This is a genomic window from Microbacterium sp. NPDC058389 (genome assembly GCF_042722305.1).
Taxonomy (GTDB): Bacteria; Actinomycetota; Actinomycetes; order Actinomycetales; family Microbacteriaceae; genus Microbacterium.
Genome location: NZ_JBHXJQ010000013.1, coordinates 32,716 through 45,363, shown reverse-complemented (window position 1 = coordinate 45,363; position 12,648 = coordinate 32,716). Strand labels below are relative to the sequence as shown.

At 73.0% G+C, this 12,648-nt stretch carries 8 protein-coding genes; 3 read left to right on the top strand and 5 right to left on the bottom strand.

Going from position 1 to position 12,648, the window contains the following annotated elements:
- Window positions 1-34: 34 nt before the first annotated feature.
- From ACFWJ8_RS15805 to ACFWJ8_RS15785, 5 genes are all read right to left on the bottom strand, one after another.
- Window positions 35-949, bottom strand: a complete 915-nt coding sequence (locus ACFWJ8_RS15805) for an oxidoreductase (protein ID WP_378813310.1) — start codon at window positions 947-949, stop codon at window positions 35-37.
- 62 nt (window positions 950-1,011) lie between these two features.
- Window positions 1,012-2,100 carry a mandelate racemase/muconate lactonizing enzyme family protein gene (locus ACFWJ8_RS15800; protein WP_378813308.1) on the bottom strand — a complete coding sequence of 363 codons (1,089 nt, stop codon included), beginning with the start codon at window positions 2,098-2,100 and terminating at the stop codon, window positions 1,012-1,014.
- Between the two features lie 35 nt (window positions 2,101-2,135).
- Window positions 2,136-3,302 (bottom strand): ROK family protein, encoded by a 1,167-nt coding sequence (locus ACFWJ8_RS15795; protein WP_378813306.1) that lies wholly within the window; start codon window positions 3,300-3,302, stop codon window positions 2,136-2,138.
- 52 nt (window positions 3,303-3,354) lie between these two features.
- The gene (locus ACFWJ8_RS15790; protein ID WP_378813304.1) at window positions 3,355-4,305 is read right to left on the bottom strand and encodes an acetylxylan esterase; all 951 of its coding nucleotides are present in this window, start codon (window positions 4,303-4,305) and stop codon (window positions 3,355-3,357) included.
- A complete protein-coding gene (locus ACFWJ8_RS15785; RefSeq protein WP_378813302.1) occupies window positions 4,295-6,703 on the bottom strand; it encodes a glycoside hydrolase N-terminal domain-containing protein in 2,409 nt (802 codons plus the stop codon). Before ACFWJ8_RS15785 ends, ACFWJ8_RS15790 begins: the two co-directional genes overlap by 11 nt.
- Before the next feature lie 135 nt (window positions 6,704-6,838).
- Between ACFWJ8_RS15785 and ACFWJ8_RS15780 the strand changes: the two genes are divergently transcribed.
- From ACFWJ8_RS15780 to ACFWJ8_RS15770, 3 genes are all read left to right on the top strand, one after another.
- The gene (locus ACFWJ8_RS15780) at window positions 6,839-9,025 is read left to right on the top strand and encodes an alpha-galactosidase (RefSeq protein WP_378813301.1); all 2,187 of its coding nucleotides are present in this window, start codon (window positions 6,839-6,841) and stop codon (window positions 9,023-9,025) included.
- Between the two features lie 84 nt (window positions 9,026-9,109).
- Complete coding sequence (locus ACFWJ8_RS15775; protein ID WP_378813299.1) at window positions 9,110-11,569, top strand: X2-like carbohydrate binding domain-containing protein; 2,460 nt, start codon at window positions 9,110-9,112, stop codon at window positions 11,567-11,569.
- A gap of 103 nt (window positions 11,570-11,672) precedes the next feature.
- Window positions 11,673-12,596 carry a S1C family serine protease gene (locus ACFWJ8_RS15770; protein WP_378813298.1) on the top strand — a complete coding sequence of 308 codons (924 nt, stop codon included), beginning with the start codon at window positions 11,673-11,675 and terminating at the stop codon, window positions 12,594-12,596.
- The last annotated feature ends 52 nt before the right edge of the window (window positions 12,597-12,648 follow it).

Sequence of the window (12,648 nt, the reverse complement as noted above, 5' to 3'; positions counted from 1 at the left end):
GCCTATGCGTGAGGTGGATGCTCCCCGCCCAGGTTCACCGGTTCGGCAGCGAGGCCGGGAACCCGACGCCGGTGAGCTGCTCCGAGGCGTCCCACAGGCGCCGGGCGACCTCGGCGTCGGACGCCGCCGCGGAACGGTCGACGAGCACCGGCGCGCCGCGCAGCTCGAGCCGCCCGCCGGGGCCGGCGTAGCTCGCCCCCGGCAGGTCGGCGACGGCTGCATAGAGGGTCGGCCGTGCGCCGCCTGCCGGATCCTGGGCGACGAACCGGTTGCCGAACAGCATGAGGGCGCGTCGGACGGCGTTCGCGTCGTGGCCCTGCAGCTCGGTGGCCGCCCAGCCCGGGTGCGCGGCGAGGGCGCGCACCGGAGAGCCCGCCTCACCGAGCCGCCGCTGCAGCTCGAGCGTGAACAGCAGATTCGCGAGCTTGGACTGGCTGTACGCCGCGCCTGGGGAGTACTCGCCGTCGAGGGCGAGGTTGTCGAGATGGATCCGCGTGCCCCGTGCCCGGTGCATGCCCGACGAGAGGGTCACGACGCGGTCGGTGATGTGCGGGAGCAGCAGGTTGGTGAGGGCGAAGTGGCCGAGGTGGTTGGTGCCGAATTGCATCTCGAAGCCGTCGGCGGTGCGGGCTTGCGGGAGGTTCATGACGCCCGCGTTGTTGATGAGCACGTCGACCGGGGCATCCCACGCCCCCGCGAACGCCCGCACCGAGGCGAGGTCGGCGAGGTCGAGCCGGCGCACCTCGATGCTGCCGGGGATGCCGGCGGCCGCGGCCTCGCCGCGCACGGTGTCGCGCACGGCCAGCACGACATGAGCGCCGGCTGCCGCCAGGGCGCGGCTGGTGGCGAGCCCGAGCCCGCTGTTCGCCCCGGTCACCACGACGGTGCGTCCGGACTGGTCGGGGATGTCGGAGACGCTCCAGGACGGAGCCTTCGTCGCGCGGGCCATGGGCCCAATGTAGGCCGTGAGGCCCGGCGCCGCGTCCTTCGGAAGCGCCCCGGCGCCGGTCTTCACGCCACGCGCAGGTTCTCCAGGGCGTCTTCGTCCCACGAGATGCCGATTCCGGGGGCGTCGGGGGCGGTTGCGCTCCCGTCTGCGACGACGAGGTCGGCGGACGTGACGGCGCGCAGCTGCGGGATGTACTCGACGATGCGACCGTTCGGGACGGCGGCGACGAGGCTCACGTGCAGCTCCATCAGGAAGTGCGGGCACACCGGCACGTTGAAGGCTTCGGCGAGGTGCGCGATCTTGAGCCATGGGGTGATGCCGCCGACCCGCGCGACGTCGGGCTGGACGATGGTGGCGGCATCCCTCGCGAGGTACTCCTTGAACTGGCCGACCGAGTAGAGCGACTCGCCCACGGCGATCGGGATCGTCGTCGACTCGACGAGCTTCGCGTGCGCCGACACGTCGTCTGCGGGCAGCGGCTCCTCGAGCCACGAGATGCCCGAGGGCTCGAGGGCTCGGGCCAGCGCGCGAGCGTCGGCGAGGGTCAGGCCCTGGTTGGCGTCGACCATGAGCCGGTAGCCGGGACCGACGGCCTCGCGCACCGCGGCGAGGCGCTCGACGTCGCGGCGCGCATCGGGCGAGCCGACTTTGAGCTTGGAGCCGTGCCAGCCGCCGTCGCGGGCGGCGAGCGTGTTGGCCACGAGCGTGTCGGTGTCGATGTGGAGCCAGCCGCCCTCGGTGTCGTACAGCGGCACCTCCGGGTTCGCACCACCGGCGGCCCGCCACAGCGGTTCGCCGTCGCGGCGGCAGCGGGCGTCCCACACGGCGGTGTCGATGGCCGCGAGCGCGAGCGATGTGATGGCGCCGACGGTGGTGGCGCGTGTCTGTGTGAACGCGTGGCGCCACACCGCCTCGGGGCGGCGGACGTCCTGTCCGACGACAGCGGGCAGGAGGTGGTCCTGCAGCATCGACAGCACGGCGCGCCCACCGGTGCCGATCGTGTAGGAGTATCCGCGCCCGGGTGTGCCGTCCGACGTCTCGAGGTCGACGACGACGGTCTCCTGCTTCAGGAACGACTGCACCGCGTCGGTGCGGACGGTCTCGACGGGGATGTCCACGAGCATGGCTCGGGCGTGCGTGATGACGGACATGTCTTCTCCGGACAGGTGGATGCCGCGCAGCGGCGTCAGCGGACCAGTGACTGGATGGCGGCCGCGGCGGCGCCCCGTGCCCAGTCCTGGAAGGTGTGCGGCCGCACCACGATGCGGCACTGGGCGGCAGCCCCGAAGGCGTGCGCGGCGAACGCGTCCCGCAGCGTCGCGTCGTACAGGTCGAAGTCCGCGACGCCTTCTCCGCCGATGATGACGAGCTCCGGACCGGTCAGGTTGACCAGTGTCGCGATCGCGGTGCCGACGAGGGCCGCCGCTTCGCGGAAGGCGGCGTCGGCGACCGGGTCGCCGGCGTGGGCGAGGCGCACCGCCTCTTCGATGCCGATGTCGCGTCCGAGCGCGGCTGACAGCGACGCCTCGATCGCAGGGGTCGAGGCGACGGCCTCGACGCAGCCACGGCGCCCGCACGGGCAGATGCGCGACGGGTCGGCCAGCGGCAGATGCCCGATCTCGCCGGCGACCCCGTAGGCGCCGGTGACGACCTGCCCGTTCAGGTGCAGGCCGCTGCCGATGCCGCGGCCGATCGTGACGATCGCGAACGATTCGGTGCCGAGCCCGACGCCGAACCAGTGCTCGCCGACGGTCAGGGCGTGCACGTCGTTCTCGAGCGTGACGGGGCGGCCGAGGCGGTGCTGCAGCTCGGCGCCGAAGGCCTCGTCGGACCAGCCCATGATGGCCGACTCGCGGACGACGCCCGCCGCGGTGTCGACGTCACCCGACACCGACACCCCGACACCGGCGATCGCGTCCGCCTTGTCGCCGAGGCCCGCCTCGAGCGCCGCCACGACCTCGACGATCGTGTCGGCGGCGGTGTGCGGGTCGTGCGCCGCGAGCGGGCGGCTCTCGCACACGAGGACGTCGGTCGACAGATCGGTGGCCACGCCGATCACCTCGTCGACGTTGACCTTGACCCCGAGCATGACCATCGCGCCGGGCACGATCGAGACCGGCGCGGCGGGGCGGCCGGGGTTGCCGTCGCGCTGCGTCGCCGGCGGGGCGTCGACGAGCCCTGCGGCGACCAGCGGCGAGACGGCCTTGGTGACGGCGGCCTGCGACAGACCGGTCTGGCGCGCGATGTCGATGCGGCTGATGGGGCTGCGCGTCAGGATGGTGGCGAACACCCTCGATCCGGCTTCGGACGCCGTGCGGATGAGCGTCGTGCGCGCGGCGGTGTCGTGGTCCATCGGTTCCCTCGGTCGTTGTGGTTACGGTAGCGAATCTGCGCGGTCGGCGCCGTCAGGGCGCCCCGAGCCGGGCGGCGGCGAACTCGAGCGCGTTCTCCTCGTCGAGGTCGCCGCCCGCCTCGTGCCCGTTGTAGGGCCACAGCACGATCTGCTTCGGCCCCGCGTAGGCGGTGAAGGCGGGCAGGACGGTTCCCGGGGGTGCGATGCCGTCGCGCAGGCCTGTGCTCAGCAGCGCGGGCGCGGTCGCGCGCTTGGCGTGGTTCACGCCATCGAAGTAGCGCAGCGTGTCGAGCGCTGCGGCGGTGTCGAGCCGGCGGTCGGCGAAGTACTGGGTGAGCAGCGCATAGGGGTGCTCGACGCTGAGGTCGGCGGCGCGATCGAGTTCGCACAGGAACGGCGCCTGCACGATCGCGACCGCGAGGTCGGGCACGAGTCCGGCGATCGCGAGCGCGATCCCGCCGCCTTGGCTCGCCCCCATGGCGCCTACGCGCCCCGCGTCGACGAGATCGAGCGAGCGCAGCGCGTCTACGGCGCGCACCGCGTCGGCGTAGACGCGCCGGTAGTAGTACTCGGAGGGCGAGCGGATGCCGCGCGTGAGGAACCCGCCCGCCGACGGACCGCCGTCGGGGTGGTCGTCGTCGGTGTCGCCGTGGCCCTGGCCGCGGGCATCCACCACCAGATGGGCGTAGCCGGCGGCGGCCCACCGCAGGTCGCGCAGCGCGTGCCCGCGCCCGTTGCCGTAGCCGAAGAACTGGACGAGCCCCGGCAGGGGGGCGGTCGCGCCGTGCGGCACGCGCAGCCACGCGTGGATCGGCGTGCCGCCGAAGCCGCGGAAGGTCACGTCGAACACATCGATCACGGCCAGGCGCGTCGGCCGCGGCTCGATCGTGACGTCGAGCGGGTGCCGCCGGGTCTCGGCGAGGGTGCCGGCCCAGAACGCATCGAAGTCGGACGGCTCGGTCTGGGTGGTCGGCTCGTCGACGAGCGTGAGCTCACCGCGCATCGTGGGCTCCGATCGCGAGGGCGGAGGCATCCACGAGCCCGTCCAGTGGCACCTCGACGGCGCCGCCCGCCGGCACGCGAAGTGCGATGCGGCGGTCGCCGTACGCGACGGAGATCACGCGATCGTCGCCGCGGATGCTGCGCACCGTGGCCGCGGCGAGCAGGCCGTCGCGCCACGCGAGGTCGACGACCAGTCCCGTGCGGGCGCCGAGCCCCTGGGCGTCGCCGTCGGTCCACGCGGCGGGAAGCGCGGGCAGCAGCCGCACGACGCCGCCGTGGCTCTGCACGAGGAGTTCGGCGATGCCGGCGGGGAAGCCGAGGTTGCCGTCGATCTGGAACGGCGGGTGCGTGCTGAAGAGGTTCGGCAGCAGGCCGCCCCACTCCGAGCCGTCGACGGGGCCGTGGCGGGTCGCATCGCCGTCGAAGGGCGCGAGCGCCTCTCCGAGGAGGGCGGCGGCCGCGTCGCCGTCCCCGATGCGGGCGCGCATCAGGATCTTCCACGCCCAGGACCAGCCCATGGCCCCGTTTCCGCGGGCGTCGAGCAGGCGCACGCCCGCCTCGAACAGCTCGGGATCGCGCTCGCGCGTGAGCACGTCGAGGGGGTGCAGGCCGATGAGCGGCGACAGGTGGCGGTGCAGGGGCTCGGACTCGACGACCTCGGCCGACCACTCGCGCAGCCGCCCGTCCGCGCCGATGCCCACGGGGGCGAGGGCCGCGAGCGCCCTGTCGATCTCGTCCGTCAGGGGGTCATCGACGCCGAGCACCGCGATCGCCGTCAGCGCCCGCTCGAACAGCGCGCGGATGAGGAAGAGGTCGGATGCCGCCGTCAGGCCGAGCGCCGTGTTCTCGCCGTCGGCGGCGATGAACGAGTTCTCGGGGGAGGTCGACGGCGAGGTGCGCAGGGTGCCGTCCGCTCCCGGGACCAGCCAGTCGAGGCAGAACTCCACGGCGCCGCGCATGACCGGCCAGATGCGGGAGCGGAGCAGGTCGACGTCGCCGCCGAACTCGTACGCGTCCCACACGCTGTGCGTGAGCCACACGCCGCCCATCATCCAGATCGCCCAGCTCGGAGCGCCGTGGCCGCCGCCGACCGGAAGGCTCCACCCCCAGAGGTCGGAGTTGTGGTGTGCCACCCAGCCGCGCGCGCCGTAGAGTTCGCGGGCGACGTCGGCGCCGGTGCGCGACAGGTGCTCGACGAGCGCGAGCAGCGGCTCGAACGCGTCGTCGAGGCCGAGCGCGGGGGCGGCCCAGTAGTTCATCTGGGTGTTGATGTTGATCGTGTAGTTGGAAGACCAGGCGGGGCGCAGCTGGTCGTTCCAGATGCCCTGCAGGTTCGCCGGCGGCCCGCCGGCTCGAGAAGACGATGCGAGGAGGTAGGCGCCGTACTCGGCGATCACCGTCGCGCGCAGCTGTGCGTCGTCGCCGTGCAGGATGTCGCGGTCGACGTCCCACACGCCCTCCCGGCGACCGCCGATCGCGAACCGCGCCCGAGCGTGGCGCCGGCGGTCGGCGACATGCTCGGCGAGCAGCGCGGACGGCGCGCGGCGAGCCGCGGCATCCACGCGCTGCCTGGCGCGGTCCCGGATCGCCTCACGGGAGGCGGTCCGCCACTCCCCGTCCGCGTCGGCCCACCAAAACTCGGCGCGGGACGAAGTGGAGAGGGCGATCAGCAGCCGGTGAGCCCCGCGGACGGTCGCGCGCGCGGGCGCGGCGTCCACGGAACCGTCGGTGTCCAGTGCGACCGCGACGGCTGCGAAGGCGTCGAAGTCGGCACCGGCCTCGGCGTACCGCAGCGGCGGTTCGACGGAGGTCTCATGGAGCGGGGCGCCGTCCACGGGGATCTCGACATCGAGACCCAGACCGTCGGGCGCGCTCCACAGGGGCGAGGTGAGCGAGAGGGATGCCGCGAACGCGACGTCGGACGTGAGTTCGACGATCAGCGACTGCGCGGGGACCGACACCCACGAGCGGCGGACGACGGTGCCGCCCGGCACGCGCAGCGCCTCGGTCAGCACGCCCTCGTCGAGGTCGAGCTCGCGGGCGGGCGACGCGGGGGCGGCCCCCTCGATCGCGACCGACAGGTCGGCGAGCGGCAGGTACTCCTGCGAGTACGGGCCCTCGAACGACATGAGCAGGCGCTCGGCCGTGCGGACGTCGCCCGCGTCGAGGGCGGCGCGCACCTCGGCGAGGCGCGCGGGTCCGGCGCCGCCCGCGAGCACGTCGCGCAGTGCGGCGGCAGGGCCGTCGGGCGCGCCCGACCACACGGTGGCGTCGTTGAGCGCGTACCGGCCGGCCGCGCCGCCGAAGGCCATGGCGCCGATGCGCCCGTTGCCCAGCGGTACGGCCGCCTCCCACCGGTCGGCGGGGGCGCTCCACGACAGTCGCAGGGTGTCGCTCATCTCGGTCCTCAAGGTCTCGGCCCCGGAGATCGCGGGTATCGGGCACCTTCGCCCGCAGACCTCGGATCTTTGCTTGCGACGCCAGCGTAAACATGATTAATTACCGATGTCAAGAAACTCGACGGAGGACTTCGAATGGTCAACGGTGACGGAGCCGTCCACACTTTGCGCGCCGCCGGCGTCGCGCTGGTCGTAGACCTGGCGGGCGCGCACCCGCGGGTGCTGCATTGGGGCGCCGACCTGGGCGATCTCGGTGCGGACACCGCCGATGCGCTGCGCGCGACGGCGGTGCCGGCGGTGCTCAACAACTCGCCTGACGTGCCCCGCGTCTTCTCGGTGTGGCCCACCGAGCAGGACGGCTGGGCGGGCACGCCCGCTCAGGCGGGCCACCGCGGCGGCACCGCCACCACTCCGCGTCCGCGCCTGGTCGACGCCGACGTCGTCCAGGCCGAACAGGGCGGCGGGCGCATCGCGATCCGCTTCGACGACGCCGTCGCCGGCACCCGCGCGCGCCTCGAGTACGGGCTGGACCCCGCCGGCGTGCTGTCGGTCGACCTGTCGATAGAGAACCCCGCGGAGGCGGCATCCCCGTACCTCGTCGACGGGCTGCGCGCGCTCGTGCCGCTGCCCGACCGGGCGGGCGAGCTGCTCGACTTCACCGGCAAGTGGTGCCGCGAGCGGTCGCCGCAGCGCCTCCCGTTCTCGTTCGGCACGCACTCCCGCCGCGCCCGCCGCGGCAAGCCGGGCCACGACACCCCGTTCCTCCTCGTCGCCGGCACGCCGGCGTTCGGGTTCGGGCAGGGAGAGGTGTGGGGTGTCCACCTCGCCTGGAGCGGCGACGGCGAGTACCTCGCCGAACGGCTGCCCGAGGGCGCCGGGGTGCTGTCACGCGTCTTCGGCGCAGGCGAGCTGCTGCGGTCGGGAGAGGTCGTGCTGCAGCCGGGCGAGCGCTACGACGCACCGACCGTGCTGTTCACGTGGTCCGACCGCGGCCTCGACGGGCTGTCGGCACGGTTCCACCGGCGGCTCCGCGCCCGGCGCAGCCACCCGTCGGCGCCGCGCCCGCTCGTGCTCAACACGTGGGAGGCCGTGTACTTCGACCACGACCTCGAACGCCTCGTCGAGATCGCCGACCGTGCCGCCGAGGTGGGTGTGGAGCGCATCGTGCTCGATGACGGCTGGTTCCAGGGACGCCGCGACGCCAACGCCGGGCTCGGCGACTGGCTCGTGGACGAGCAGGTGTGGCCCGACGGACTCGGCCCGTTCGTCGACGCCGTCCGCGCGCGCGGCATGCAGTTCGGCCTGTGGTTCGAGCCCGAGATGATCAGTCCCGACTCCGACCTCGCCCGTGCGCACCCCGACTGGGTGCTCGCCCCGCGAGAGGGCGTCGGCCCGACTGCGCGCAGTCAGCACGTGCTCGACATCGCCAACCCCGAGGCGTATGCGCTCGTGCTCGAGCGCATCAGCGCGCTGGTCGCCGAGTACGACATCGACTACCTCAAATGGGACCACAACCGTGACCTCGTCGAGCCCGTCGCGCGCCGCGCGGAGGGAGACCGGCCGCTCGTCCACGATCAGACCCTGGCGCTGTACCGGCTGCTCGACGAGCTGCGCGCGCGTCACCCGCGGCTCGAGATCGAGACGTGCTCGGGCGGCGGCGGCCGTGTCGACCTCGGCATCCTCGAGCGCACCGACCGCGTCTGGGCGTCTGACTGCAACGACCCCGTGGAGCGCGCCCGCATCGAGCGCTGGACCCGCCTGCTCGTGCCGCCGGAGCTCATCGGCTCGCACCTCGGCGCGCACCGGTCGCACACGACGTCCCGCGAGACGGACCTGTCGTTCCGCCTCGCCGTCGCCCTGACCGCGCACGCCGGCATCGAGACCGACCTGACCGCCGCCGGGCCCGAGGACCTTCGCACGATCACCGCGTGGGCGGGGCTGTACCGCGAGCTGCGCGAGCTCATCCACACCGGGCGCATCGTCAACGCCGACCTCGCCGACGATGCCACGATGCTCACCGGCATCGTCGCGCCAGACGGCGGGCGTGCGCTGTTCACATGGGCGCGCCTGGCGACGTCGCCCGACGGGCAGGGCGGCCGCGTGCGCTTCCCGGGCCTCGACGCCGCCGCGCGCTACCGCGTGCGCGTGCGTCCGGAGCTCGGCGCCACCAGCCGGCACGAGGTCGCCGACCCGGAGTGGATGCGCCCCGCCGCGAACGGCGGAATCGAGCTGCCGGGAGCCGTGCTCGCCGTCGCCGGCGTGCCGCTGCCCACCCTCAACCCGCAGCAGGCGCTGCTCTTCGACGTCGTGAAGGTCGCCTGACCGCCCGCTGACGTCTCACCGACTTCTGGGAACCGCGCGATGGGGCGCGGGGTTCGCCGATGAACCCACCGCAGAGAGGAAACCATGAACACCAGGAACCGCCATGCCCTCGGGCAACGGTGGCTCGCGGCGCTGGCTGTCGCTGCCGTCGGCACGCTGACCCTCGGATTCGGGGGCGTCGCGGCCCACGCGACGCCCCGGGCCGAGGCATCCGCCCCCGCTCCCGCCGCCCCCGCGGCGCTGGCTCCCGACGACGCGCTCGGTGCGCGGCCGTACATGGGCTGGAGCAGCTACAGCATGCAGGTCTACGCGGGCAACGGATCGACATGGATCACCGCGGACCAGATCATCGCGCAGTCCGATGCGATGCATCAGAAGCTGCAGTCCGCGGGCTACGACCACATCAACATCGACGCGGCCTGGAACGACGGCGTCGACGAGTACGGGCGCCCCACTCCGAGCGCGAAGCTGTACCCGAACGGCCTGCAGGCCGTGATCGACCACATCCACGCCAACGGGCAGAAGGTCGGGCTCTACGCGATCCCCGGCATCTCGCCGCAGGTGTACGAGGCCGACCTGCCGATCTTCGGCGCCCCCGACTGCTCGACCGGCGACATCGTGAAGCAGCCGGTCCAGCAGGCGGACTACTGGGGCATCGGCTACCGCATCGACTTCTCGAACCCGTGCGCGCAGAAGTACGTCGACTCGATCGCCGACATGTTCGGCGAGTGGGGCATCGACTTCCTGAAGTTCGACAGCGTGACCCCGGGCTCGGGGATCAGCGACCTGTCGCTGGACGCCCGCGACGACGTCAAGGCGTGGTCGCAGGCGCTGCAGCGCAACGGGATCTGGTTCGAGCTGTCGTGGGCGCTCGACATCCGCTACGCCGACTACTGGGCGCAGTACGCGAACGGCTGGCGCGTCGAGTGGGACGTCGAGTGCTACTGCGAGAAGACGGCGCTCACGAACTGGAACAACATCGCCCGCCTCTTCCCGCGCGCAGCGGACTGGTGGCGCTACGCCGGGCCCGACCGCGGGTGGAACGACTTCGACTCGCTCAACGTCGGCAACGGCAAGATGGACGGCCTGACCAAGGACGAGCGCCGCACGGCGGCGACCCTGTGGGCGGTGTCGGCGGCGCCGATGTACGTCGGCAACGACATGACGCAGCTCGACGACTACGGCGTCCAGCTGCTCACCAACCCCGAGGTCATCGCGGTGAACCAGGCCGGGCGTCCGGCGCACCCCGTGTCGACGGCATCCCCTCAGCAGACCTGGTACACCGCCAACCCCGACGGCTCGGTCACGGTCGCCGTCTTCAACCTCGGGCAGACGGATGCCGACATGACGGTGTCGCTGGCCGACGTGGGCCTGTCGGGCTCGGTGAAGGTGCGCGACCTGTGGGCGACGAAGAACCTCGGCAAGGCCGAGGGGTCGTTCGTCGCGACGGACGTGCCCGTCCACGGCACGCGGCTGTTCACCTTCACTCCTGCCAAGGGGGCGACCGTCGCGCTGAACGACGACGACGCGCAGCTGAAGTACGAGGGAGCGTGGTCTCGCAACGGCGGTGAGGAGCAGGTCGCGGCCTCGCAGTCGCTGACCGTCTCGGTGTTCGACTCGTCGAAGGGCGGCACCGCGCCGGCCACCGGCTCGTCGCGCGTCATCGCGGTCAACGACACCGACCCGGGCATCGCGTACAGCGGCAACTGGGGCCACAGCGGCGGCCGCGGACTCGGCGACTACCAGGACGACGTCCACTACGGCGAGGCCGACGGATCGGCGTTCCAGTACTCGTTCGTGGGCACCGGCGTCGACTGGATCACCGAGACCCATGAGTCGCAGGGCGACGCCGAGGTCTACATCGACGGCGTGCTCGCCGCCACGGTGAGCACGTACCAGGCCGAGGGGCGCGGTGCGCAGCAGGTCGTGTTCAGCAAGCGCGATCTGCCGAACGGCAGCCACACGATCCGCGTCGTGAAGAAGTCGGGGCAGTTCATGCTGCTCGACCGGCTCGACGTCGTGCAGGAGAGCCTGCTCGACATCGACCACGTCGCGTTCGACCGCGCCGCCCCCGAGGACGCCGCCGTCCACGTGCTGCGCGACCCGGGCGAGCTGCTGGGCGTGTACCGTGACGGCACGGCGCTCAAGAGCGGCACGGACTACACGGTCGACGGGGATGCCGTCGTCTTCGGCGCCGCGTTCCTCGGGGCGCTGGCCGACGGCGACACCGCGCTGGAGTTCCGCTTCCGTGGTGATCTGCGCGACGACGTGCACGCGACGAAGGACGACGGCGCGGCCGTGGCGCTGACGTTCTCGGGCACCGCGGTCACCGTGAAGGGCCCGATCGCGCCCGACCAGGGCACCGTCGAGGTGTACCTCGACGGCAAGCTCGTCGACACCGTGGACCTCCACGGCGACGCGCGGCTCACGCAGCAGAAGCTGTTCGAGAAGAGCGGTCTCAAGAAGGGGCAGCACACGCTGCGGCTGGTCAAGGCGTCGGGCGATGTGCTCCGCGTCGACGCCCTGTCGTACGTGACGGGCTGACCCCGTGGGCGGGCCGGGGCGACGCGACGTCGCTCCGGCCCGTGCCGCGTCCGCCGTGCGCGAACTCGGGCCGCGCCCGCCGTGGCGGCGCGACACTGGGTGCGTGGACGATCACGAGGCGCTCGACGCCTACTCCTCGACGGTGATGCGCGTCGCCCAGGCGGTGCTGCCGTCCGTGGCCGCGGTCAGCGTGCGCACCCGCCAGGGAGCCGGTGCCGGCAGCGCCTCGGTCATCACGGCCGACGGCCATCTCCTCACGAGCGCGCATGTCGTGGAGGGCGCCGTGGGCGTCGAGCTCGCGTTCCCCGACGGCACTTCGGCCGAGGCATCCGTCGTCGGCGCGGATCCGCTGTCGGACCTCGCCGTCCTCCGTGCGCACGGCGAGACGCCGCCACCTGTGCGGATGGGGGATGCCGCCACCCTCGGCGTCGGCCAGCTCGTCGTCGCCCTCGGCAACCCCCGCGGCCTGTCGGGCAGCGTGACCGCCGGCATCGTCTCGGCGCTCGGCCGCTCGCTGCCGACCCGGTCGGGTCGCGTCATCGACGAGGTGATCCAGACCGACGCGGCGCTCAACCCCGGCAACAGCGGCGGGGTGCTCGCCGACAGTGCCGGACGGATGGTGGGTGTCAACACCGCCGTCGCCGGGATCGGACTCGGGCTCGCCGTCCCCATCAATGCGACGACGCGCGAGATCATCGACGCGCTCCGCACGACCGGCCGTGTGCGGCGGGCGTGGCTCGGCATCGCCGGCTCGACCGTGCCGCTCGGCCCCGACGTCGCCGCGAAGGCAGGGTCGAAGGTCGGGATGCAGGTCGTCTCGATCGTGCCCGACAGCCCGGCCGCGGTCGCCGGCGCCCGCGTCGGCGACATCGTGCTGTCGCTCGACGGGGTGGCGATCCTCAACCCCACCGCCCTGCAGCGGCGCATGGTCGAAGGGGCGATCGGCCGCCGCCTGGAGATGACCGTGTGGCGCGGCGGTGCACTCGTCGACGTGGTCGTCGAACCCCAGGAGCTCCGCGTCGGCTGACGGCCCTCACCCCTGCCGGGCGCCCCTACGCTCGGTGTACCCCACCCCACAA

Excerpts from the sequence above, each read along its gene's own strand:
- ACFWJ8_RS15805 (WP_378813310.1), bottom strand. The coding sequence starts at position 949 with ATGGCCCGCGCGACGAAGGCTCCGTCCTGGAGCGTCTCCGACATCCCC.
- ACFWJ8_RS15800 (WP_378813308.1), bottom strand. The coding sequence starts at position 2,100 with ATGTCCGTCATCACGCACGCCCGAGCCATGCTCGTGGACATCCCCGTC.
- ACFWJ8_RS15795 (WP_378813306.1), bottom strand. The coding sequence starts at position 3,302 with ATGGACCACGACACCGCCGCGCGCACGACGCTCATCCGCACGGCGTCC.
- ACFWJ8_RS15790 (WP_378813304.1), bottom strand. The coding sequence starts at position 4,305 with ATGCGCGGTGAGCTCACGCTCGTCGACGAGCCGACCACCCAGACCGAG.
- ACFWJ8_RS15785 (WP_378813302.1), bottom strand. The coding sequence starts at position 6,703 with ATGAGCGACACCCTGCGACTGTCGTGGAGCGCCCCCGCCGACCGGTGG.
- ACFWJ8_RS15780 (WP_378813301.1), top strand. The coding sequence starts at position 6,839 with ATGGTCAACGGTGACGGAGCCGTCCACACTTTGCGCGCCGCCGGCGTC.
- ACFWJ8_RS15775 (WP_378813299.1), top strand. The coding sequence starts at position 9,110 with ATGAACACCAGGAACCGCCATGCCCTCGGGCAACGGTGGCTCGCGGCG.